We start from the raw sequence: 23,945 nt of genomic DNA, 5'->3' as shown, positions 1-23,945 counted from the left end.
CGCTTACTTGTTAATGGCGAGTTCATATGAAGGTGTACGACGTTTTTAACGGCGACGCAGATGGAATTTGTGCCCTCATTCAGTTGCGTCTGGCTGAGCCTGCTGAAACCACCTTGATTACCGGCGTAAAGCGGGACATTGCGCTCGTTCGACAGGTGCCGGTATCTGAACCGGTTCGGGCCCACATCCTCGATGTAAGCCTGGAAAAAAACCGCGAGGCCGTAGATGCGCTCCTGGACGTCGGCAGCGAGGTATTTTACGTCGATCATCATTTCCCGGGTGACGAGCTGCCCAGCTCCCCAAAGTTTACCGCTCTGATTGATACCCAACCTACTACCTGCACCAGCCTCTTGATTGACAACTATCTGGGTGGGCGCTTTCACCACTGGGCTATCGCAGCTGCCTTTGGTGATAATCTGAATGCGGTTGGCAATGACTTGGCTGAAAAAGCCGGTTTGTCAAAAGAGCAGGGCGAAGCCCTGAAAAACCTGGGCGTATGCATCAATTACAATGGTTACGGTGCCACGGTTGAGGATCTGCACTTTCACCCTGCCGATTTATTCCGTGAGTTTGTGAAGTTCGAAGATCCGCTGGATCTGATAGCGTCGGAACCTGAGGCGTGGACGAAGCTCCGAAAGGGGTATGAAGAAGATATGGAACAAGGTCTGTCCGCGCCGGTGCTTGCTGAATCGGATTCTGCTCTGATTGTGCAACTACCCGATGAGCCCTGGGCCCGCCGGGTCAGTGGAGTCCTGGGAAATGAGCTGGCCAATCGTCATCCCGACCAGGCCTGTGCCATTGTCACTGAGAGGCCCAATCAAACCTACCTGGTAAGTATTCGGGCCCCCTTGAGCAATCGAACGGGGGCAGATGAGGTTGCTCGTCGATTTCCTACTGGTGGTGGTCGGAAGGCCGCTGCTGGTATTAATGAATTACCGTCTGACAAGCTCGACGAGTTCATTGAAGTGCTTCAAACCTATTGGAGCTGAGGGACCGCAAAGCGATCTGGGGAGATTGTTTTGGCTGACAATATAGTTTGTCGTCCAATATTGTGGTCTATGGTCCGGGGCGTTATCGTTTTAATGACTGTGTGAACATAAGGCTGCCACTTAGTGTGCCGGTTGGTTTTGTTGCTATTTTGCTTATGCCGATGGTTTGGAGTTTTTAAGTATCTGTAGGTGTGAACTGTTTTTTTGATCTTTTCGTATTCAGTGGTCAAATTAAATAATTCCTTTTTTGAGTGCTGCTAAAAAGTTTTGCTATTTTTTAAATGTTTTAATATGATCGTCGCCGTCGCCCGGGCGATGTTGATGGTTTCCTTGAAGCCTAAATTTGAATAAGGTTGTTTTTCCATGGCAAAAATTAACGATTATTATCAAAAGAAGCAGCTTATGGAGAAGCTGGCTTTAGAGCTGGAAAAGCTAGAAGAAGATCAGGCTCTGAAGAGCGAACTTGAGTTTGAAAATAAAGTACGTGACTTGATGAACGAATATGACAAGTCACCAAAAGACGTGCTTCAAATCCTTTCCGCTATTGATCCGTCATTGGCTGGCTCAAAAGTTGAGGCACCGGCTGGTCGTGCGAAGCGCCCGATGAAAACGTACAAGAACCCCCATACCGGTGAAGTGGTTAAGACTCGCGGTGGCAATCATAAAACTTTGAACGCATGGCGTGATAAGTACGGTAAAGAAGCGGTACAGGGTTGGCAGCAGGATTAAGCTGGTTACTTACCGGTACCCAATAAAAAGCCCGGCAATTTGCCGGGTTTTTTATTGTCGAAAATAAGTGTCCGCAAAGGGCGCTGTATTTCCTCAAATTGTGATAGCTGCCTGATGCGTCTTATGGGGGTGTTGCAGACAGATGCTCTGGTGCGTTTTGTGCGTTGGATCATGCTTGGCTCAGGTTGCTGGTGAATGGGCGTCCCGATTGTGACAAGCCTCACTCCATTGGCTGATCTGCCTCCGATATAGTGCACCTGTGGCAAAAAGATGAGTAACTCACAGGCCACCTGCCTCCGCTCATTAATGATTGCAGAATAAAGGGGGCGGTAGAGTCCGGCGTCGAAACTGGCTCTAACTGACTAATCAGAGACGCACAAACTATGAACTATACGGCGTACGGATACGCTGCCCTTACCGTGCTTTCTATGGGTATTTCTGCCGTTGCCCAGGCTGAGTTAACACCTATGTCGGATGAGACCATGGGTGAGGTAACCGGGCAGGCGTTTATGGAAATCGAGAACTTCAACAATGTTACCGGCTCAACTCTCGACTATACCCGGATGACCCTGGGTATGGAGGTCGAGACTCGAGTCAATATTGACGACGTCACCTTGGGTGATATCAACAGCGGTGCCGATCTGGCAGCTTCCCGTGTGGCGCTCGGCCACATCGCCCGGGCCGACGGTGCTGAGTACAACGGGCAAAACTATCTTGCCGATGAAACCGTTCCATTTGAGGCTGCCAGGCCTTACCTCGAATTGGCGGAGGATCCTGATCCCACAAATCCGCGGTTGGTTGGTTTTCGAATGGGATTCGAGCAGGCGCGAGGTTCCGTTTCGTCTGTAACGTCGAGCTTCAGCGGTAATATTGGCCTGAAGATTACGGACGACAGTACCGGCGTCGTTTATGACGCAGCGCTACTTAATGCAAACTCCCAGGCGACCAATTACCGCGCGACCCACATAGGCATTGATGACGCGGCAGTGACGACGGACTGCGCCACTGGCGCGAATTGCGCGCCTTTGTCCCATGCCCAGTCCTTGATCGTGGGCCAGGACAATAATGGGGCGACGGATTTGACCAGCGATTTCTTTATAGGCTTCCATGCCGAGGACGTTCCCTGGCAGAGCCCTGCAGGCGCCAATGTCATCAATGCCGGAAAAGGGGTTTATCTTAATTTGCCGACCAGCATGACGGTGAATATGAGTGACCTGGCAACGGGTCTTTCGCGTCTCCGAACCCACCAAACCGATCTGGGGACAAACCTCTTTTAAGTGTTAAACTCCTGCCATTCACCCGTTTAATGACAGGAGTTTCGTCCCTTGATCCGCTCGTTCTACTGGCACGATTACGAAACCTTCGGTGTCGACCCGATTCACGACCGCCCCTCCCAGTTTGCCGGTGTCCGAACGGACGAAAACCTGAACATCATCGAAGACCCGCTGGTGATCTACTGCAAGCCAGCGGATGATTACCTGCCTTCCCCGGAAGCGTGCCTGATTACCGGAATTACCCCCCAGAAAGCCCTTGAGGATGGTTACCCTGAAGCGGAATTCATCGCGCAGATCAATGAAGCGTTCAGCCAGCCGGGTACCTGTGTGGTCGGGTACAACAGCCTTCGCTTTGACGATGAAGTGACACGTCACACCCTGTACCGGAACCTTCGTGACCCGTATGCCCGTGAGTGGCAGAACGGTAACTCGCGCTGGGACATTATTGACATGGTGCGGCTGACCTACGCGCTTCGCCCGGAAGGCATTAACTGGCCCAGAAAAGAGGACGGCAGTCCGAGTTTTCGTCTCGAAGAGCTTACCGCGGCGAATGGGATTGCTCATGAGAGCGCACACGATGCCATGTCGGATGTGCAGGCGACCATTGCCGTTGCCAGGCTGATCAAGGACAAGCAGCCCAAGTTGTTCGACTTTGTTCTGAATAACAAGAACAAGCACTCCGCCCGGTCCATGCTCGATACGGCCTCGATGAAGCCCGTTTTCCACATCTCTTCCAAATACCCTGCAACCCGAGGTTGCTGCGCTCTGGTGGCACCCGTGGCGGAGCATCCCACCAACAAGAATGCGGTCATCGTGTATGACCTTCGTGAAGACCCATCTGAACTTCTTCAGGCAACCCCTGATCAGATTCGTGAGCGGGTATTTACTTCACAGGCGGAGTTGGGCGAATCCACAAGTCGCTTCCCCCTGAAAGCGGTTCATCTGAACAAGTGCCCCGTGCTGGCCCCGGCCAATATGCTGTCTACGTTGTCTCAGGAGCGTCTTGCCGAGTTGGAGCTAAACGGTGAGACCTTGCGGGCTAATCTTGCAACATTGCGCACAGGCAGCGATTTGCCGGCCCGGATCGCGCAAGCGTTTGATCGTGACTTTGAAGGATCGGATCTGACCGACCCGGATGAGCAGCTCTATGCCGGTGGTTTTATTAGTCGTACCGATCGAGAAAAGCTGAATTGGGTGCTAAGCCAGCCGGTGGAACAGCTTGGTGAACAGGAGGTCCAGTTCGAAGATGGTCGTCTGGATGAGATGCTGTTCCGATATCGAGCCCGCAATTACCCGGGTAGCCTCATTGGAGAAGACGTCGAGCGTTGGGAAAGCTTCCGTTCGCAGCGCCTGATGAGTCCGAAGCAGGGCTGGCGTTCTCTTGAGGCATACGGGAAAGAGTTGCAGAGACTGGCCGCTGATCCGGAGTTAACCCCGAGTAAGCGGCACATTCTCGAAGAGCTTCATCTGTATGGGGAAGCCTTGATTCCCTACCTGTAGGGCGTCTCGGCCTCTTTTCAGCCAGCGCCCCAATAGCCATTCCCCCCGCGCTGCCGTACAATGGGCGCCCTATTTTTCAAGCTATTCATTTGCATTCAGTCAGGAGCAAGGACATGTCTGACATCAAAAAGGTGGTTCTGGCCTATTCCGGTGGCCTGGATACTTCCGTGATCGTGCGGTGGTTGCAGGATACCTATAACTGCGAGGTGGTGACCTTCACCGCCGACATTGGCCAGGGTGAGGAAGTGGAACCGGCGCGCGCGAAAGCCGAAGCGCTGGGTGTAAAGGAAATCTACATCGAGGATCTGCGCGAGGAATACGTGCGCGACTACGTGTATCCGATGTTCCGGGCCAATACCATCTACGAAGGTGAGTACCTGCTGGGTACCTCCATCGCCCGTCCACTGATTGCCAAGCGCCTGATTGAGATTGCTAATGAAACCGGCGCAGACGCTATTTCCCACGGTGCTACCGGTAAGGGTAATGATCAGGTTCGCTTTGAGCTGGGTGCCTACGCGTTGAAGCCGGGTGTTAAAGTGATCGCGCCCTGGCGTGAGTGGGATCTGAACTCCCGTGAGAAGCTTCTGGCCTACTGTGAAGAGCGCAGCATCCCGGTCGAGATGAAAAAGGGCAAGAGCCCGTACTCCATGGATGCCAATCTGCTGCACATTTCCTACGAGGGCATGAACCTCGAGGACCCCTGGGCCGAGGCCGAGGAAGATATGTGGCGCTGGAGCGTGTCTCCAGAAGAAGCGCCGGATCAGCCGACGTACGTCGAGCTGACCTACAGTAAGGGCGACATTGTTGCCGTTGATGGCCAGGAGATGAAACCCCACGAGGTTCTGGAGCACCTGAACAAGGTGGCGGGCGCCAACGGTATTGGCCGTATCGACATCGTTGAGAACCGCTACGTGGGGATGAAATCCCGTGGTTGTTACGAAACCCCGGGTGGCACCATCATGCTGCGCGCCCACCGTGCCATCGAGTCCATCACTCTGGATCGCGAAGTAGCGCACCTGAAAGACAGCATTATGCCACGCTACGCGGAAGTGATTTACAACGGCTACTGGTGGTCGCCCGAGCGTGAGGCGCTGCAGGCGCTGATCGACAAAACTCAGGAGTACGTGAACGGTACCGTTCGCCTGAAGCTCTACAAAGGCAATGTCGATGTGGTGGGTCGGAAGTCGGAAGATTCCCTGTTCGATGAGAAGATCGCGACGTTTGAAGAAGATCAGGGTGCTTACAATCAGAAGGACGCGGAAGGCTTCATCAAGCTGAACGCGCTGCGCCTTCGGATTGCCGCCGGCAAGGGCCGAAAGCTCTGATTACTCCCTGATGTCTTGCCGACTCAACGCCCGGAACTCTCCGGGCGTTTTGCCGTTTGTGGCTTTGAATTTCCGGTGGAAGGAAGTGGTTTCGCCGTATCCCAGCCGCAGGGCGATGTCCGGGATCGAGAGGTCGCTGTTCTTCAGGTAGTCCTCGGCAAGGGATTGCCGCACCTCATCCAGCAGTCTCTGGTACGACGTGCCTTCCTGGCTTAACCGGCGTTGCAGCGTGCGGTTGGTCATATCAAGAGCCTCTGCCACCATGTCCTGCCGGGTAATGCCCTGCATCAGCTGGCTTTGGATCATCTGTTTGACCCGCGCAGTGAGGGCAGTGTCGGTATCCAGTGCGGCCAGTTGCGTGAGGGCGTGGGTTTCCAGAGTTTTGCGCAGCAGTGGGTCCGGTTGTCGCAGCCGGGCCTCAAGCAGTTCCTTCGCAAACACAATGGCATCCTCGTCTGCTTCAAATTCAACCGGGCAGTGCCAGCGTTTCAGGTAAGCGCCTTCCAGATGTTTGCCTGGCGATGAGCGGGACAGGCGAACTCGAGTTGGGCCGGCGGCATCGTCGTCGGCCAGCCATCGGGCGTAGTTAATCCAGGATGAAATGACGTTATCGACGATGTGATCCCGAACCAGTGGATCGGTGTAGTTGCATCGCCAGCTCAGGATGGCCTGTTTTCCCTGTAGGGCAAGCCGCGTGGTACCCATGTCGCCAACGAGCCGTTCGAAGGGAGGGATGCGGGTCACGGCTTCGCCGAGGGTGGCGCAGCTCATCGTGATGTAGCCAACCACGCTGTAACTTCCTGGCTGAACGAAGTCACCGGTTTCCAATCCTAGAATCGGGTTGTTGGTGTGCTCCACCAGCAGGCGAATGAATTGTTGGAGCTGTTCGCCAAGGATGCGACCGTCATCGGAATCCAGTATCGCCGGATCAAGCCGGCAGCGCTCCATAAGCGGTTTTGTATCAATTCCGGCGGCCTCAGCGGCGCGGACATATTGGCGCAAGGCGGCGACGGAGGCGGTCCCAAGCGGTTTCATGGTGGCGACTGCATCTGTTTGTTTTGCCACAGTATACCGAAATATGCGGGAGAATCTGCTTGTGCCTGGGTGGGTACGGAAGCCCGTTGTTCTGTGGCAGTCGGGTGCTGTGTGCGGAGGGGGCAAATAAAAGGGCCAGCTAAAAAGCTGGCCCGAAAGTCGGAAAAAACGAAAGGCCTGAATCAATCGTTAATCCTGTGGAAGCGCATCCCATTTTTCGGCAGAAGTACTACACGGCTCCTCCGCCATGGGGATACTGCTTGAATCCACATTCACACCTTAGGTGGTGTGCATTTGGCTGTCTGTGTGTGAACGGTGTCACGGTGTTACGAGATGTGTTATCGCACCGGAGCGAAGTAGGAGTGTCTGACAAAGTTTTGGCGTCTGGCAGGGCGGGGGCGGTGAGAAAAACAGGGCCCCAGAAACAACAAAACCAGCAAAGCTGCTGGTTGAGGGCGTTCTGACTGTGGTGATTCAAGTCTGAGCCTGGCAACCCCATATGGCGGCGGAGGTACTACACGGCTCCTCCGCCATGGGGGATTGCTAACCCATACTGCGCGAAGGTACTACACAGATCCTTCGTCATGGGTTCACAGCTTGCCCATACTGCAGCGAAGTTACTACTCGGCTCCTCCGCTATTGGGATACTGCTTGAATCCACGAGTGCTAGATTAGTGGCTTCCGGCTCGGGTGTCTGTGTGTGAAGCGTATCCCTGTGTTACGCAATGTTGGCTGAAATTTGCTCAATTGTTACGCCTCGGCGCCCACGTCCGGGGATGTTTCCGTAAACCGTCTTGTCTCGTACGCCTCCATCAAACCTTCCACAGCTGATCGTTCCATGGCCTGAACCAGTGGCGTGCCTTTTTCCGCGTCAGCACGGCATAACACCATGCCCGCCTCCACGGAGATATAGCCTGCCGTGGTCTTCAATGCTTTGTGGTTGATGCCGTCGAAGATCCGCCGGAACGCGGTGGTGGTGCAGTGGTCGCTGTTGGGGAAGTAAGCGACGATGGCGAACTGGTTGTCGCCAACCCGGCACAGCGCATCGATGGGTCGGATCAGGGATTTCAGCCGCCGGGCGATGCCGATGGCCAGTTCGCTCATGACGGTAGGGGAATGCTTGCGTTTGAGTTCCTGCCAGTTGCGAATGCCACACAGGACATAGGCACACGAACCACCCCGGGCCTCGGCGTGGCGCAGCAGTTTGCCCAGCCGCTCACGTCCGTATTTGCTGTTGCACAGGCCGGTTTCCAGATCAATGATGTTGCTGGCTTCCAGTTCCCGGTTGTTTTCGATAAGCAGGGAGTTGGCCTTCAGTAGCGTGTTCTGCCGGTCGGCCATGCGATCCGCTGCAAAAATTCTCGGAATCAGTTGTTTGGTCATGTCCGACTTGTAGATAAAATCATCCACACCGCGATCGAAGGCTTCTGACAGGGCTTCGTTGCTTTCCCTGGCAGTGAGCAGAATAACGTAGGTGTAGTGGTTGGTTTGCTCGTCCAGCTGGCGAACGGAGTCAGTGAGCTCAAGTCCATCCATTTCAGGCATCAGCCAGTCCGCAATCAACACGCTCACAGGGCGCTGTTCGATCAGTTCCAATGCGGCTGGAGCGTTGTTGGCGATGCGGACATCTCGATAGCCGGCGTTGCGGAGGGTTCGCCCGACTACCATGCTGCTGAATTTCGCGTCGTCTACGACAAGGATGGGTAAATCCAGGTTTGGCATTGTGATCTACTTTTTATCGGTGTGTGGTCGGACCGAAGGTGCGGTTCGCCGGATGCGGTCCGGCGTGGCTCTTGCTATGCTTGGCAACCCTGCACATCCGCCTAATTTTATTGCGATAGTATACCGATAGCGGCAAATGGAGAATAACGACCATGCCTTCTTTTGACATTGTTTCAGAAATTGACCTGCACGAAGTCACCAACGCGGTTGATCAGGCAAAACGTGAGCTTGGTAACCGCTGGGACTTTAAAAATGTGGAAGCTGACATCGAGAAAGACGACCAGGGTGTAACCCTGAGTGCCGAGCAGGATTTCCAGTTGGAGCAATTGGAAGAGATGGTCAGGATGGCGTTTGCCAAACGAAACATTGACAGTCGCGCGCTCTCTGAAGGTGACGGGAGCAAGTCTGGAAAGCTGGTCAAGAAGCACTTCAGCCTCAAGCAGGGTATTGAGACGGATATGGCAAAGAAGATCGTGAAGATGATCAAGGATGCCAAGCTCAAGGTTCAGTCCAGTATCCAGGGCGATAAGGTTCGGGTCACTGGCAAGAAGCGTGATGACCTGCAGACGGCTATCGCTTTGCTGAAAGAGTCGGATCTGGACATTCCTCTTCAGTTCAACAACTTCCGCGACTGATTTTCTGGAGGCCAGGCCATTTTTTCCAGCGACCGCCGTGCCCTGATTCGGGATACGCTCTACACCTACACCCGTTGGCAGGTCATTGCGCTCCTGTTCCTCGGATTTTCCGCTGGCCTGCCATTCCTGCTGGTGTTTTCCACCCTTAACGCACGGCTGGCGGATGTGGGAGTAGAGACTGCTACCATCGGCTTCTTCAGCTGGTTGGGCATTACCTATTCCATCAAGGTGTTCTGGGCCCCGGTGATTGACCGGGTTCGCCTGCCCATTCTGGACCGGTTGCTGGGCAAGCGTCGAAGCTGGATGTTGCTGGCCCAGGCGGGGATTGCGACCGGCCTATACCTGATGGCGAACGTCGACGCCACCGTTGCGCCGGAAACGATGGCCTTGTTCGGATTTCTGGTTGCGTTCTCTTCCGCCACGCAGGACGTGGCTATTGATGCTTACCGAATTGAAATTGCCGAAGAGCGTTTGCAGGCCGCGTTGGCAGCGACGTATATCTTCGGTTACCGGTTAGCGCTGCTGGTCGCGGGGGCGGGAGCCTTTTATATTGCCGAATTCTGGTCGTGGCAGGTGTCGTATGAAGTGATGGCGCTGCTGGTGGGTGTCGGCATGCTGACTGTGCTGGTGGTCAGGGAACCCCGGCTGAATCATTTTGCCGCCGCCCAGGATATCGCTCACAAAATCGAGCAGGAAGCCGCCAAGCGTACCCATATGAATCCACGGCTGGCACGGGCGGCCGGTTGGTTCTACGCGGCGGTAGCGGGCCCTTTTCAGGACTTTTTTGGTCGTTACCGGGATCTGGCCATTCTGATTCTGGTTACGGTGGCGGTCTATCGAATTTCCGACATCGCCATGGGGGTCATGGCGAATCCTTTTTACCTGAATTTTATGGGCTTTTCGAAAACCCAAGTGGCGGACGTGACCAAGGTCTTTGGCTTTTTTATGACCATCGCCGGCTCCTTTATGGGTGGCGTTCTGGTGATTCGCTACGGCGTGCGAAAGATCCTGCTCGTGGGTGCGGTGATGACGGCGGCTACCAACCTGCTGTTTGTTGTGCTGGCTCAGTACCCGCCAAATATCATGACCCTGGCTGCCGTCGTAAGCGCTGATAATCTCAGCGGGGGAATTGCGAACGTGGCATTAATTGCCTGGCTGTCGAGTATGACCAGCGCCTCGTTCACCGCTACCCAGTACGCCTTGTTCAGTTCATTGATGACGTTGCCTGGAAAATTCCTTGGGGGCTTCTCTGGCATTGTGGTCGCGGATTACGGCTATGCAGAGTTCTTCCTGCTGGCGGGCGTCATGGGGATTCCAGCTATTCTGCTGTCCATGTACATGATTCGAAAAGGGGGCCGCCTCGATTCGCTGGCGCCGAGAAAATCCGAGGTCGAACCCGAACCAGCCCGAGCGGGGTGAGCTTTGGAAGCCGGAAAAGATCAGGCAATCTGGCAGGTGGTCATGGCCATTCCAGAGGGCAAGGTTGCCAGCTATGGTCAGGTGGCAAGCATGGCCGGTCTCGGGCGGCAGGCTCGTTACATTGGTCGGGCCCTGGGTAAGCTGCCAGCTGGTCACGCCGTGCCCTGGCATCGGGTGATCCGGAGTAATGGGCAGATCGCGTTTCCCGAAGGTTCCGACAAGTTTCGGGAACAGGTCTCGTTGCTTGAGCGGGAAGGTGTGGAGGTTGTCCGGGGCAGGGTAGCCATGGGCCGGTTTCAGTGGTCTTAGTTTTTTCTCAGGGGCAAGCGTTCACTTACCCCGTAATCTCCGGTCTTAAACTCGCAAACCCCCATCCACTTCAATCATGCGCCCCGTCAGGTAATCGTTTTCAAAGATGAAATCCACGGTGGTCGCAATCTCGTGTGGCTGCCCCATCCGTTTGAGCGGAATGCCCGATGTCATCCGTTCCAGAGCTTCGGGTTTCATGGAGGTGGTCATCTCGGTTTCGATAAAGCCTGGTGCAATACCCATCACCCGGATATTGTGCCGGGCAAGTTCCTTCGCCCACACGGGTACCAGCGCGGCGACGCCAGCCTTGGCCGATGAGTAATTGCTTTGCCCCATATTACCGGCTCTGGAGATGGAGGAGATGTTGATGATAACGCCTCCGCTGCCGTTTCGAATCATGTGGGTGGCTGCCTCGCGCCCGCACAGGAAAACTCCGGTCAGATTGACGTCGATCACTGCCTGCCATTCGGCGAGGCTCATGCGTTTGATGATATCCCCGTCCTTCGCTTTTACCATCAGCCCATCGCGAAGTATTCCGGCATTGTTGACCAGGCCGTCGATCTGGCCGAAATCTCGGTTGATGGCCGCAAAGGTTTCCTCCACGTCCTTTTCCCGGGCAACGTTGCATACGTAGGCCCGGGCATCGCCACCGGCTTGTTTGCAGGCGGTGACTGTCTGTTCGAGCTTTTCCGGTACGAGATCGATAAGAGCCAGTCTGGCGCCTTGCCCCGCCAGGTAGGTTGCCATCGATCGTCCCAGGCCCTGGCCGCCACCGGTGATCGCGATGACCGAATCTTGAAGTTTCATGTTTCGCCCTAACGTAGGATAGTAAGTTGATCGCGCGGCGAGCCAAGGGGAGGCTGCCTTACAGATAAAAAGGCTGCCAAGTATATCAGACGCCGCAAACCCCACAGCCTGAATGCAGGTATCTCATGTCTATTTTCCTCCTTTTATTCATCGTCATGCCGATCGCCGAGATGGCGGTTCTGATCAAGGTAGGCGGTGTTATCGGTGTTCTTAATACGGTCGGTCTCGTCCTTCTGACTGCCGTCATCGGTGCCTGGTTGCTCAGGCAGCAGGGCTTGGCGACGCTGCTTCGTGCCAACCAGCGTCTCAATAGCGGTGAGTTGCCTGCCCGGGAAGTAGCCGAAGGGCTGATTCTGGCCGTTGGTGGGGCTTTGCTTCTGACACCGGGCTTTATTACCGACACCATCGGATTCCTGTGCCTGATCCCTGTCACCCGTCATTGGTTTGCTGCTCAAGCGCTCAAGCGCATGGTGATTTCCGGCCAGCGCAGCCACTTCGAATTCCGGTCCGGACCGGGACCCTTCGAGCGGGACCCATTTGGTGAGCAGGGCGGGCCGTTTGGTCGCCAGAGCCCGTTCGATCGGAAAAGCCGTTTCGATGAGGACGGGGACATCATCGAAGGTGAGTACAGTGACAGCACCGAGGCGGATCGTGATCGCATCGAAAAAAAATGAGAAAAATTTTTCCGGCGGGTGTTGAAAAGCTTCGGGCCAACCCCACATAAGATGCACAAGTTAGCTTCAGGCCGATAACCATTGAAAACACAGTGGCTTAGCCGGCCGGGCATTTTGGCCGGACCCTGCGTTGCAGGTCTGACCTTTTAAACAGCAAATGTCATTGCCACATTAATCTGACTATTGGAGACAACGAGCAATGAAAATTCGTCCGCTACACGATCGTGTCGTCGTACGCCGAAAGGAAGAAGAAGAGAAAACAGCTGGTGGAATCGTTCTTCCGGGAAATGCCAAGGAAAAGCCGTCCCAGGGCGAAGTGATCGCAGTGGGTAACGGTCGCATTCTGGATAACGGTGAAACCCGTGCGCTGGCGGTCAAGGTGGGTGACACCGTTGTGTTCGGCCAGTATGCCGGTAACACCGTCAAGGTTGACGGCGAAGAGCTGCTCATCATGAGCGAGAACGACATCTACGGCGTGCTCGAGTAATCGCGCCGCGATTCGCAAGAGACTCTATTGATCCGTTTGATTCAATCTCGGTTTAAAGAACAGGAATAGTAAACATGGCAGCAAAAGACGTTAAATTTGGTGATAGCGCCCGTAAACGCATGGTCGCAGGTGTCAACGTACTGGCGGACGCGGTTAAGGTTACTCTGGGCCCGAAAGGCCGGAACGTAGTTCTGGAAAAATCCTTTGGTGCGCCGAACGTCACCAAAGACGGTGTTTCCGTGGCCAAGGAAATCGAACTGAAAGACAAGTTCGAGAACATGGGCGCCCAGATGGTGAAAGAAGTTGCCTCCCAGGCTAACGACACCGCGGGTGACGGCACCACCACTGCAACCGTTCTGGCTCAGTCCATCGTCAACGAGGGTATCAAGGCCGTGACTGCCGGCATGAACCCGATGGACCTGAAGCGCGGCATCGACAAGGCCACCACCGAAGCCGTTAAGGCGATCCGTGACATGGCCAAGCCGTGCGACGACAACCGCAACATCGCCCAGGTTGGCACCATTTCCGCCAACGGTGACGAAACCATCGGTAAGATCATCGCCGACGCCATGGAGCGTGTAGGTAAAGAAGGTGTTATCACCGTTGAGGAAGGCCGTGGCCTGGAAGACGAGCTGGACGTGGTTGAAGGTATGCAGTTCGACCGCGGCTACCTGAGCCCGTACTTCATCAACAACCAGGACAACATGTCTGCCGAGCTGGACGAGCCGTACATCCTGCTGGTCGACAAGAAGATCTCCAACATCCGCGAGCTGCTGCCGGTTCTGGAATCCGTCGCCAAGGCTGGCAAGCCGCTGATGATCATCGCTGAAGACATCGAAGGCGAAGCGCTGGCAACTCTGGTTGTCAACAACATGCGTGGCATCGTGAAGGTTGCTGCGGTTAAGGCGCCTGGCTTCGGTGATCGTCGTAAGGAAATGCTGCAGGACATCGCGATCCTGACCGGCGGTACCGTGATCTCTGAAGAAGTTGGTCTGTCTCTGGAAAGTGCTACTCTGGACGATCTGGGTAACGCCAAGCGCATCAACATCACCAAGGAAAACACCACCATCATCGATGGTGTTGGCGCCCAGGCTGATATCGAAGCGCGCGTTGAGCAGATCCGCAAGCAGATCGAAGAAAGCTCCTCCGATTACGACAAGGAGAAGCTGCAGGAGCGTGTAGCCAAGCTGGCCGGCGGTGTTGCCGTAATCAAGGTTGGCGCTGGCTCCGAAGTAGAGATGAAAGAGAAGAAGGCACGCGTTGAAGACGCCCTGCACTCTACTCGCGCTGCGGTTGAAGAAGGTATCGTAGCCGGTGGTGGTGTCACCCTGATCCGTGCAATCGCCGCTCTGGACGCCGTTGATGCCATCAACGAAGAGCAGAAAGCGGGCGTGAACATCCTGCGTCGCGCCATGGAAGCGCCGCTGCGTCAGATCGTTTACAACGCGGGCGGTGAGTCTTCTGTTGTTGTGGCCAAGGTACGCGAAGGCGAAGGCGCCTTCGGTTTCAACGCCGCCACCGAGCAGTACGGCGACATGCTGGAAATGGGTATCCTGGATCCTGCCAAGGTGACTCGTTCTGCTCTGCAGGCAGCGGCTTCCGTGGCTTCCCTGATCATCACCACCGAAGCGATGGTTGCTGATGAGCCTGAGGAAGATAAAGGTGGCGCTGCAATGCCGGACATGGGCGGCATGGGCGGAATGGGAGGCATGGGCGGCATGATGTAAGCCGTCCTGATCCCGACCACGCCTCATGACCTGAGTGTGTGGTTCGCCGGACCCTGAAAAAACCCTGCGCTGGTTGGTACTGGCGCAGGGTTTTTGTTTTTTCTCATGAACTTGAAACGCCCCTTTGATAGACTCGATGGCCTGTCTATTGTGTGCGTGTTGTTGAATGAACGAAGCCCCACCCAAGCGTTTTTTCCGGTTCGGTAAGGTCCTGCTGCTGGTCCTTCTTGCTGCCGTTGTCTATCTGGGCGCGTTACTGGTCTGGGTACCTGCTGGTTGGGTGTGGAGTCAGGTGTCGAATCAGATTCAGCTGCCGCAGCAGGTCAATGTTCGTCAGGTGTCCGGCCAGATCTGGGATGGTGCCGCGGGATTGGATGTGGCCGGTTTTCCTCTTCGTGTGTCGTGGGAATTGGGGCTGCCGTCGCTCACCGATCTGAGTATGCCCGTCGATATTTCCGTTGCTTCATCACAATCTTTGCTGGAAGGTAATGTTACGATTGGCTGGCCCGCTTCTGCCGAGTTGGATGCCCGTGGCCGGGTCGTGGTGAGTGAGTTTGAGGATCTGATTCGCCGCAGCGGCGGAGCAATGATTGAAGGCAACGTGACGATCGACCGTCTGAATGTGTTGTGGGCCGACAACCGGATTCAGAGAGCTGACGGTATCGGGCGCTGGCCCGGAGGCCAGGTAAGCTGGCCCATGGGTAACCAGACCGGCCAGGCCAGGTTCCCACCGATGCAGGCTGAACTGGATACGACCCAGGGCGGAATCGAACTGATTGTTGAAGAGCAGGACGGCAGTGGGCCAGCGGCAGAGGCGAATGTTCTTTGGAACGGAATGCTCGAAGTGCGGGTCTACAAACGCATGGTGGATCTGGCCCAGCAACCGTGGCCGGATACCGCCAGTCCGGACGATGTTATTTTCCGCGTCAGGCAGCCCTTGCTGCCGGGGGCTCGCTAAATTATGGCGATGAGTCTCAGAGCACAAACCCGTTTATCCAGGGCGCTGGCCAACGTTTTGCTCGTGGGGCTGGCCATCTATCTGGCGCTAGCGTTGGCCAAAGTCACCTGGCTGTTAATCTGGGATGAGCGCCCTGTACCTTCTACACCGACGGCTCTTGACGGTGGTAACAACGGTGGTGGATCCGCGCTGTCAGCACCCATGGCCAGTTTCGAATTTTTTGGCCGCCCGGAACAACAGCAGGGTGTCTCCGAGGTAGTCAAACGTTCGGCGCCTGAAACGCAGCTCCGGTTGCGACTGGAGGGGGTGTTGTTGGGTCAGCGTCCGGAAGACTCCGGTGCTATAGTTGCAGGAAGCAACGGGGAAACCGGGCATTATCGCGTTGGGGATATGCTACCGGGAAACGTCGAACTGGCCGAGGTTGAAGCGGGCCGTATACTGATTCGACGAGGTGGGCGATACGAGTCGCTGACCTTTGAAGATGGTTCCGAGACACTGGTTGCACAAACCCCGGAGCAGCCGGCACAATCCTCGCCCGACGCCTTTTTGGATCAGGCTCGCGCCCAGCTAGACACCGAGGGTGCAGCCGCACTCAACGCCTACGGACTGCGTCCTGCGGGCGACAGCGGTCAATCCGGCTATGTCTATGACGGTTCCAACGCCATGCTGAATGCAGTGAACTTACAGGCTGGTGATGTCATCACATCAATCAATGGGCAAATCCTTGGCGATATTGAACAGGATAAGTCGTTGTTTGACAGCTGGCGGGACCAGGCTCAGCTCGACATTGAAATCGAACGTGACGGTTCTTTTCTAACCATTAGTTTTGCAATACCCGAGCAATGGCGCTGATCGGGTTACTAGATACAGGACGAATTCGCCACATGCATAATCATAAAACCAACTTGTTGCGGGCTGTAGCCTTTCTCATCCTCCTGCCGCTGATGTCCCTGGCTCATGCACAGGAAGAAACCTGGCGGCTGAATCTCAAAGAGGCCGACATCCGGGCCTTTGTGACTCAGATAGCCGACATTACCGGCTACAGCTTTGTGGTTGATCCTCGCGTCAAAGGGAAGGTCACCGTTCTTTCCAGCGCGCCGATGAACAAGAGCGAAATCTACGACCTGTTCCTCGCTGTTTTGAACGTGCACGGTTTCACCGCCATTCCGGGCGAAGAGGTGATCAAGGTTGTCCAACAGGTGGATGCCAAGCAATCTGCCGAATCTCTGACCCGGTTCGACGCGACGCCGTCCGAGCAACTGATTACCCGGGTTATCCAGATTGATAACGCCAATGCGCTCGAACTGGTGCCCATCTTGCGCCCACTGGTGGCGAAGTACGGTCACCTGGCCGGCGTCGCAGCTGCAAACGCGCTGATTGTCAGTGATCACGCATCCAACATCGGCCGGATTGAACAGATCGTCCGGGAACTGGACAGTCCGTCAAAATACGAGGTGGAAGTCATTCAGCTGGATGAGGCCTGGGTAGGCGACATGGTTGTCCTGCTGCAGGAGCTGGCGCCGGAAGAACTCGGCAAAGGTGGTGGCGAAAATGCCTCACGCAAGTACAGTGTCACCGCCGACGAGCGTAGCAACCGGTTAATTCTGCGTGGCGATCAAACCTTCCGGGACAAGATGCGAGGCCTGATTCGCCAGCTTGATCAGCCGTCTGCCACCGGCGGCACAACCAAGGTGATTCGTCTGAAGCATGCTGATGCGAAGACCATGACCGAAATCCTCAAGGGTGTAATGGGGCAGGTCGTTGAGGAAGAGTCCGGCGGTAAAGCGGGCGCCGCCAAGCCAAGTGCCAACTTCGCGGTGTTCGCCGACGAGGGGTTGAACGCACTGGTTGTTCGCGGTGAGCCTTCCTTGATGCAGGAAGCCGAACAGATTGTCGCCAGTCTGGATGTGCGCCGTGCGCAGGTGATGATTGAAGCGGCCATCGTGGAGATCAGTGACGAGGTTGGTCAGGATCTTGGGGTCCAGGCGGCCGTGGGTGACCGCTCTGGCGGTTCGACGCCGCTTGCCGCAACCAGCTTCGATAACGTCGGCCGAAGCCTGAGCGAAGTGATTGGTGCCATCGTAGCAGAAACGCCCATCGCTCCTGCCGCGGGTGGTATCACCATCGGTATTGGCGAAGAGGACAAGGGCGGTCTCACCTGGGGCGTGCTCCTGCAAGCCTTGTCCACATCGGCAGCGGCGAACCTGTTGTCCACGCCGAGTATCATCACCCTCGATAACCAGGAATCTGAGATCATTGTGGGTCAGAACGTTCCGTTCCGGACCGGGGAGTCCACGGTATCTGGTGATGGAACCACCAATCCTTTCACCACCATTGAGCGTCGGGATATTGGTCTGACTCTCAAGGTAACACCGACCATCAGTGCCGATGGCCTGGTGAAACTGGTGGTCGAGCAGTCCACGGAAAACGTGGCAGACAGTGTTGAGAACGCCTCTGACATCGTCACTAACAAACGTGAAATCAAAACCACGGTGTTGGCCGACGACGGCGAAACCATTGTCCTGGGTGGCTTGATCCGCGACGACTTCCAGGTGATCAAGAGCAAGGTGCCCCTGCTGGGTGACATTCCGTTCCTTGGTCGTCTGTTCTCCTCTGAATCGGAACGACGTACCAAGCGTAACCTGCTCGTCTTCCTGCGCCCGACCATCATGCTGGGTAAGCTGGAAGCCGTGGCTGTTACCGACGACAAGTTCAACGAACTCTGGGATATCAATCTGGACATGCGTGAGCAGCTCAAACTGCCCAAAGCAGAAATCAACCCGGAAGTGGATGTCCTGTTCGACGGACGTCGTCGGCAACGTCTCCGGGAGATCAGCGAGTAAGCGGAGGCATCGGGCAGTCGAGCTGGTCGGCAATGAGTCGCATCAGCTCGTATTCTCTGGGATCGACTTTCCCGTCATGGGTGATGCAATCGCCGCAGGCGTCAATGATTGCCGGCTTCAAAAGGGGAGAGAGCCCGTTTAACATCATCAATGCCTCCCGCAGTTGCCGCATGCCCACCTTCTCAAGAATCAAGTGCTCATCGGGGTTGGCTGAAAAGCCACTCATGACCCGCGTGAAGAGTGCCTCGGCATCGTTGCTGTTGTTGGTGCCGGCCCGTGCCAGAAGGCTCAGCAGTCTCTGAATGGCCGGCCCTACCTGGCGGTAGTTTCGATATCGAACCCGGACTTCCCGGCTTGCCCCGTCGCTCAGGTGGCGCCACAGAAAGCTGGTCATGGCCAGCTCGAACAACGACAGTTTTTTGTCGGCGGCCACCAACTTCTGAACGTTTGCCCGCAATATCTTGCGCTCGTCCGGATCCAGCTTGCGCAAGGCTGGCATCGCCAGTTCCAGGGCAGGAAAGCCAATTCCGTGGCCGGCAGCCCGAATCGTTGGAATCAGCAGCATTTGTACCTCAGGCTGAGCCCCCAGGACCGGGTGCTCCGGAATCAGCTCGAGGCGTGTCTTTTGCTGTTTCTCCGTCAGCTCACAAACCAGCAGTGCATAGCAGAGCTGAACGGCCCCCGTTCGGGTGTAAAGCTGGTCCCGAAAGCTCTCCGGCAGTCGGTCCAGGAAGCGAATGGCGAAGGCCTCGCCCTGAGGGTTAACGGTACCGACCCGGTCAGAGAGCCGCTTTTCGTTTTGGGCGCTTTCAGTTTCGGTGGCACTCGTTGTCCGATAGGGGATCGGGCCCGAGTCGGCAAAGCCCGCCGCCTGGGGCGGGGTGGGAGTAGTACCCGCGCTGCGTAGATCCTCGCCCGCGCGACTGTCCCTGAACCGGCTGCGTAACCGGGCCATGAGGCCAGGCTGGATGGCGTTGATGCGTTCTTCAATGGGCGGGTGTGAAGCCAGCAGTGACGAAAACTTCATTCGTGCACTCTCGCCGAAGCACATGTGATTCATGTCGCTCGCGTGACTGGTGGTATCCAGATAGCCGCCTTTGAGTCCTATTTTGTAAAGGGCTCCCCCAATTCCGTCTGGATTTCGTGTGAACTGAACGGATGAGGCATCGGCGAGCATCTCCCTTTGTCGGGATACGGCAGATTGAATCAGGCGGCCAAAGAAAACCCCGACATAGCCAATGATCATCAAAGCCAGGCCGATCGCGCCCATCGCCATTTGGCCCCGGCCATCTCTGGACGAACGGTATGAGCGATGGCTGCTGTAGAAAGAGGAACGAATAAGGAATCCGCCAATCTGGCCAATCATCAGTATGCCGGCTAGCAAGGCAATCAGCCGGACGTTGATTCTCATGTCGCCATTGAGGATGTGGCTGAACTCGTGCCCGATGACCCCCTGAAGTTCATCCCGGCTCAACTGGGTAATGGCTCCATGGGTAACCACCATCACCGCTTCGCCGGGGGCGTAGCCGGCCACAAAGGCGTTGATGCCTGTCTCCCGATCCATCACGTAGAGCTCTGGCACCGGTACGCCGCTGGCAATGGCCATTTCCTCTACGATATTGCGGAGTCGGCGCTCGTCGCTGTCACGGGTATCCGGGTCGATGAGACGGGCTCCCACCATTCTGGCGACGCGCGTGCCTCCGCCGGCAAGATCAATCCATCGGACCAGCGATCCAATACCAATCAGGCCCACGACAACGGCACTGGTCATCAGGCCGTGATTCGATAGCAGCCAGTCATGGAAGGCGAGGTGGCTGGATTCGCTGCGAGTTACAAAGTAACCGACCAGGCAGACGGCCAGCGTGATCAGAACGACGGCCGTCAGAAAGAGAATCACCAAAAGGCCGGTATTGCGCCGGGCCTTGGCCTGGCGCTGAAAAAATCCCTGATGCGCCATAAATCAGCGCCTTAGAAAGAGACTTTCGGAGCCTGGCGAGCCTCTGGGGACTCCAGTTCGAGCTGGGCGGTTTCCTTGAACGCAAACATGCCAGCAAGGATGTTGTTGGGGAACTGTTCGCGGAAGGTGTTGTAGGTCATTACGCCATCGTTGTAGGCCTGGCGGGCAAAAGCGACCCGGTTCTCGGTGCTGGAAAGCTCTTCCATCAACTGCTGGATGGTTTCGTTGGCTTTGAGTTCAGGGTAGTTCTCCGCAACCGCGTAGAAATTAGCCAGCGCTTTGGTGAGCAGGTTTTCGGCGCTGCCGAGACGCTGGATCCTGGTGCTGTCGCTCGGGTCTTTTGCCGCGTCCTGCTGGGCGCTGACGGCATTATGGCGGGCTTCCATAACCTGTGTCAGTGTGGATTTCTCGTGGCTGAGGTAGGCCTTGGCGGCTTCCACCAGGTTGGGGATCAGGTCGTGTCGGCGCTGCAGTTGCACATCAATCTGGGCAAAGCCGTTCTTGAACTGGTTTCTCAAGGCAACCAGTCGGTTGTAGATGAAAACCAGGTAGAACACGACGGCGGCAATAACAATAAGGCCGATCAAGGTAGTACCCATTGCAGCTCCTGTATGGTGAGAGGGTCAGACGTTATTTTCGGCAAATTGCCCGTGAAAACGATGGACGAAAGTCTCAAATTCACGGGCTGGTATTGGTCTACTGAAGTGATAGCCCTGTGCCAGGCGGCAACCCCGTTGGCTCAGGTAATATTCCTGTTCAGCGGTTTCCACGCCCTCAGCCACCACCGACATATTCAGGCTTCGGCCGAGATCAACGATTGTATTGGCGATGCGGGTGTCATCATCGTTCAACAGCAGATCACGAATGAACTGCTTGTCGATTTTCAGGTGCTGGACGGGCATCTTCTTCAGGTAGGTCAGCGAGGAATAGCCTGTGCCGAAGTCATCCACGGCAATACTGATGCCAGCTTGATTCAGTTGCTCCAGCTTGTCCACTGCATCCGCCATGTTGGTCATGAAACTGGTTTCGGTCACTTCCAGCTCCAGTCGTCCGGCCGGGACACTATGGCGCTCCAGTGTCTCCAGAATATCCTCAACAATATCGGGCTGTTGTAGTTGGACGGCGGACAGGTTGACGGCGACCCGGATGTCGATACCTTTGGCGGCCCACTGTGCGGCCTGCCAGCAAGCCTGCTCCAGAACCCACTGGCCGATTTCGATAATTGCACCGTTGGCTTCCGCCACTGGAATGAAATCGTCGGGCGGGACAAAACCCCTGGATGGGTGGTTCCAGCGTATCAGGGCTTCAGCTCCGCTGATGCGTCGGGTCTCCAGGTCTATCTGGGGCTGGTAAACCAGGTGGAATTCGCCCCTGGCGAGGGCCTCTGACAGGTCTTTCTCAAGCAGTTTCCGGTTGCGAATCTCCTGGTCGATCCTGGCCACGTAGAACTGCAGGTGGTTCCGGCCGCCCTGTTTGGCAAGCGTCATGGTTTGCTCCGCGCTCTGCAGCAGGCGATCCGCTTCGTCTGCGTCGGAGGGGAACATGGACACACCGATGGTCGCCGACATGCTGATGGTCTGGCTTTCCGCGGTAATCGGCGTGCTGAAACACGCCAGAACCTGATCGGCAGTCTCGGCCGCCTGGAAACTGTTCTGAATGCCCTTCTCCAGAATGGCGAATTGATCGCTGCCGAGTCGTGAAAGGGAAAAACGACTGCCCCCCAAAGTGGTGGAGAGGCGATCAGAGAGTTTCTGCAGGATCAGGTCGCCAACCCGGAAGCCACACTGGTCATTCACGGACTTGAAGTCGTCAATACCGCAGACCATCAGGGACAGTACCTGATTATCTGACCTTGCCTGCTCAATGTCCTTTTGCAGGATTTCCATGAAGGTTTCCCGGCGAGGCAGGCCGGTCAGTTGATCGTACTGCGACAGTCGGTTGGCCCGAACTTCTGCTTCCCGGTGGCGCTCCTGGCTATCTCCGATGGCGACCAGCAAATTGTTGGTGGCATTCACCCAGAGTCCGATCTCATCCCGCTGGTGGCCCTTGGGGATCTTAATCAATCGGCCGTCCGGGTGCTCCGGGTCTACCGCTTTGACGGCCCGGATAATTTTCTCCATTGGACGGGCCAGAAGCAGATGAAAGACAAAGTAAAGGGCCAGGCCAAGGATGCCGGCCGTCGCCAGGCCGGAGGCAAAGGTAAACACGGATCGATTGAGCCAGGTGTTGGCCGCCGGCGCTGTGTCGTAGTGAACCTCAAGGTACCCGTACACAGTGTCGGAGGCGTCACGGGTCAAGGGCGCCTGGTAGGTTCGTTGGGCCTTGAAAATCCAGTCTGTCAGGTCACGGTGGGGTGCCTTCATCAATGGGCGATCATGGCTGGCCAGAGTTTCGCCGTCGGGGTGAGAGATTCTCGCCAGGTGGACGGCGTCGGCGGCGAACAGCCCCTTGATCACCCGCGCGGCAAGGTCGGAATCGATATTAAAGACGGCCTGGGTTGCCGCATCCTCGACCATCGCGATGGTTTCCGTGGCCTGCGTCTCCAAATCGCTGGAGACGCGCCTGGCATCGACAAGAACCTGGGCCGCACTGATAACAAAGCCACAGAGCAGCGCGATGGTCAGCAGCCACCAGAGAATGCGATCGCCAAGGCGCTGTTCAATATTGAGCTTGCTGTTCATTCAGGGCCATCGGTTATCGGTTTGGCGCGCGGGCCGGCGTTGCCTGGCATAGAACCAGTTGTGCTTTATTCAGGCTTTTTCGTTATTAAGCGCGCGTAACTGCTTTAAGTATCAGTGATTTTTTCAGAGTATGTAGCCATTGCGTGTATCAAATTGTTTGGTTTTCGTTGTGCTCGCATACAAAAAACGCCCACACGAGGTGGGCGTTTTTTCAGGCGGCCGGTGGGCCGCCAAAGCCAGAGCGAGAAGTCGATCAGGCCAGGTTTTCGTTCACGAAATCCCAGTTGACCAGCTTCCAGAACGCTTCCAGGTAGTTCGGGCGAGAGTTGCGGTAGTCGATGTAGTACGCGTGCTCCCAAACGTCTACGGTCAATACCGGCTTATCTTCACCGGTCAGCGGCGTTTCGGCGTTGCTGGTGTTAACGATAGCTACGCTTCCGTCGGCTTTCTTGACCAGCCAGGTCCAGCCAGAACCGAAGTTGTTGGCGGCCTTGTCGTTGAACTCTTTCTGGAACGCTTCGAAAGAGCCGAATGCTTTTTCGATCGCGTCCTTCGCAGCGCCGGTCGGTTCACCGCCGCCGTTCGGACTCAGGCAGTGCCAGTAGAATGTGTGGTTCCAGACCTGCGCAGCGTTGTTGAACAGAGGGCCGCTGGCGCTCTTGATGATGTCTTCAAGAGACTTGTTGGCGTTCTCGGTGCCGTCAACCAGACCATTCAACTTGGTGACGTACGTGTTGTGGTGCTTGCCGTAATGGTACTCCAGGGTTTCCTGGGAAATGTGCGGTTCCAGCGCGTTCTTTTCGTACGGCAATGCGGGAAGTTCAAATGCCATGAGGTCGTTCTCCCTGTCTCTCTTTGAGTGAATGTTCACTGC

At 56.0% G+C, this 23,945-nt stretch carries 21 protein-coding genes; 14 read left to right on the top strand and 7 right to left on the bottom strand.

Translation table 11 applies throughout. The annotated features are described in order from the left end of the window. The first annotated feature begins 26 nt into the window (after window positions 1–26). The 5 genes from K8I84_RS06525 (at window position 27) to K8I84_RS06505 (ending at window position 5,817) form a co-directional block, all read left to right on the top strand. Window positions 27–989 carry a DHH family phosphoesterase gene (locus K8I84_RS06525; protein ID WP_223793931.1) on the top strand — a complete coding sequence of 321 codons (963 nt, stop codon included), beginning with the start codon at window positions 27–29 and terminating at the stop codon, window positions 987–989. Window positions 990–1,352: 363 nt separating this feature from the next. Further along, entirely contained in the window at window positions 1,353–1,718 is a 366-nt protein-coding gene (locus K8I84_RS06520) for a histone-like nucleoid-structuring protein, MvaT/MvaU family (RefSeq protein WP_223793930.1), read from the top strand. Between the two features lie 383 nt (window positions 1,719–2,101). Beyond that, on the top strand, window positions 2,102–2,995 hold the full coding sequence (locus tag K8I84_RS06515; RefSeq protein ID WP_411722660.1) for a DUF6160 family protein: 894 nt from the start codon (window positions 2,102–2,104) through the stop codon (window positions 2,993–2,995). 48 nt (window positions 2,996–3,043) lie between these two features. Beyond that, window positions 3,044–4,492 (top strand): exodeoxyribonuclease I, encoded by a 1,449-nt coding sequence (gene sbcB, locus K8I84_RS06510; protein WP_223793928.1) that lies wholly within the window; start codon window positions 3,044–3,046, stop codon window positions 4,490–4,492. Window positions 4,493–4,605: 113 nt separating this feature from the next. Continuing rightward, window positions 4,606–5,817 carry an argininosuccinate synthase gene (locus K8I84_RS06505; protein ID WP_223793927.1) on the top strand — a complete coding sequence of 404 codons (1,212 nt, stop codon included), beginning with the start codon at window positions 4,606–4,608 and terminating at the stop codon, window positions 5,815–5,817. On the opposite strand, the gene K8I84_RS06500 is transcribed toward K8I84_RS06505, so the two are convergent. Together K8I84_RS06500 and K8I84_RS06495 are read right to left on the bottom strand one after the other, a co-directional pair. Beyond that, window positions 5,818–6,852 carry an AraC family transcriptional regulator gene (locus tag K8I84_RS06500; RefSeq protein WP_223793926.1) on the bottom strand — a complete coding sequence of 345 codons (1,035 nt, stop codon included), beginning with the start codon at window positions 6,850–6,852 and terminating at the stop codon, window positions 5,818–5,820. Between the two features lie 750 nt (window positions 6,853–7,602). After that, window positions 7,603–8,574, bottom strand: coding sequence for a response regulator (locus tag K8I84_RS06495; RefSeq protein ID WP_223793925.1), 972 nt, complete (start codon window positions 8,572–8,574; stop codon window positions 7,603–7,605). A gap of 152 nt (window positions 8,575–8,726) precedes the next feature. Between K8I84_RS06495 and K8I84_RS06490 the strand changes: the two genes are divergently transcribed. The 3 genes from K8I84_RS06490 to K8I84_RS06480 are packed head-to-tail and all read left to right on the top strand — an operon-like array spanning window position 8,727 to window position 10,937. Then, entirely contained in the window at window positions 8,727–9,209 is a 483-nt protein-coding gene (locus K8I84_RS06490) for a YajQ family cyclic di-GMP-binding protein (protein WP_223793924.1), read from the top strand. Window positions 9,210–9,227: 18 nt separating this feature from the next. Next, on the top strand, window positions 9,228–10,628 hold the full coding sequence (locus tag K8I84_RS06485; RefSeq protein WP_411722664.1) for an AmpG family muropeptide MFS transporter: 1,401 nt from the start codon (window positions 9,228–9,230) through the stop codon (window positions 10,626–10,628). Window positions 10,629–10,631: 3 nt separating this feature from the next. Beyond that, complete coding sequence (locus tag K8I84_RS06480) at window positions 10,632–10,937, top strand: MGMT family protein (RefSeq protein ID WP_223793923.1); 306 nt, start codon at window positions 10,632–10,634, stop codon at window positions 10,935–10,937. A 45-nt stretch (window positions 10,938–10,982) separates the two neighbouring features. Here the strand turns inward: K8I84_RS06480 and K8I84_RS06475 are convergent, their stop codons facing one another. Further along, on the bottom strand, window positions 10,983–11,744 hold the full coding sequence (locus tag K8I84_RS06475) for an SDR family oxidoreductase (protein WP_223793922.1): 762 nt from the start codon (window positions 11,742–11,744) through the stop codon (window positions 10,983–10,985). Window positions 11,745–11,869: 125 nt separating this feature from the next. Between K8I84_RS06475 and K8I84_RS06470 the strand changes: the two genes are divergently transcribed. From K8I84_RS06470 to gspD, 6 genes are all read left to right on the top strand, one after another. Further along, window positions 11,870–12,418, top strand: coding sequence for an FxsA family protein (locus tag K8I84_RS06470; protein WP_223793921.1), 549 nt, complete (start codon window positions 11,870–11,872; stop codon window positions 12,416–12,418). 199 nt (window positions 12,419–12,617) lie between these two features. After that, window positions 12,618–12,905, top strand: a complete 288-nt coding sequence (gene groES / locus K8I84_RS06465) for a co-chaperone GroES (protein WP_011785505.1) — start codon at window positions 12,618–12,620, stop codon at window positions 12,903–12,905. A 74-nt stretch (window positions 12,906–12,979) separates the two neighbouring features. Continuing rightward, window positions 12,980–14,632: a chaperonin GroEL gene (groL, locus tag K8I84_RS06460; protein WP_223793920.1), complete on the top strand. Its 1,653-nt coding sequence runs from the start codon at window positions 12,980–12,982 to the stop codon at window positions 14,630–14,632. Window positions 14,633–14,798: 166 nt separating this feature from the next. Beyond that, window positions 14,799–15,590: a type II secretion system protein N gene (gene gspN, locus K8I84_RS06455; protein ID WP_223793919.1), complete on the top strand. Its 792-nt coding sequence runs from the start codon at window positions 14,799–14,801 to the stop codon at window positions 15,588–15,590. A 3-nt stretch (window positions 15,591–15,593) separates the two neighbouring features. Further along, a complete protein-coding gene (locus K8I84_RS06450) occupies window positions 15,594–16,442 on the top strand; it encodes a type II secretion system protein N (RefSeq protein ID WP_263283007.1) in 849 nt (282 codons plus the stop codon). Window positions 16,443–16,474: 32 nt separating this feature from the next. After that, entirely contained in the window at window positions 16,475–18,433 is a 1,959-nt protein-coding gene (gene gspD / locus K8I84_RS06445) for a type II secretion system secretin GspD (RefSeq protein WP_223793918.1), read from the top strand. Here the strand turns inward: gspD and K8I84_RS06440 are convergent. The 4 genes from K8I84_RS06440 to sodB all read right to left on the bottom strand — a co-directional run bounded on the left by K8I84_RS06440 (window position 18,423) and on the right by sodB (window position 23,903). After that, on the bottom strand, window positions 18,423–20,390 hold the full coding sequence (locus tag K8I84_RS06440; RefSeq protein ID WP_223793917.1) for a M48 family metallopeptidase: 1,968 nt from the start codon (window positions 20,388–20,390) through the stop codon (window positions 18,423–18,425). The two genes, gspD and K8I84_RS06440, sit on opposite strands and share 11 nt — an antisense overlap. A gap of 11 nt (window positions 20,391–20,401) precedes the next feature. After that, a complete protein-coding gene (locus K8I84_RS06435) occupies window positions 20,402–20,989 on the bottom strand; it encodes a LemA family protein (protein WP_223793916.1) in 588 nt (195 codons plus the stop codon). Between the two features lie 24 nt (window positions 20,990–21,013). Then, window positions 21,014–23,071, bottom strand: coding sequence for a putative bifunctional diguanylate cyclase/phosphodiesterase (locus tag K8I84_RS06430; RefSeq protein WP_223793915.1), 2,058 nt, complete (start codon window positions 23,069–23,071; stop codon window positions 21,014–21,016). A 253-nt stretch (window positions 23,072–23,324) separates the two neighbouring features. Beyond that, entirely contained in the window at window positions 23,325–23,903 is a 579-nt protein-coding gene (gene sodB / locus K8I84_RS06425; RefSeq protein ID WP_223793914.1) for a superoxide dismutase [Fe], read from the bottom strand. Window positions 23,904–23,945 lie beyond the last annotated feature (42 nt).

The organism is Marinobacter sp. F4216 (assembly GCF_019931195.1).
Taxonomy (GTDB): domain Bacteria; phylum Pseudomonadota; class Gammaproteobacteria; order Pseudomonadales; family Oleiphilaceae; genus Marinobacter; species Marinobacter suaedae.
Note: the sequence above shows the minus strand (reverse complement) of the source record. Positions and strands in the feature narration are given on the sequence as shown.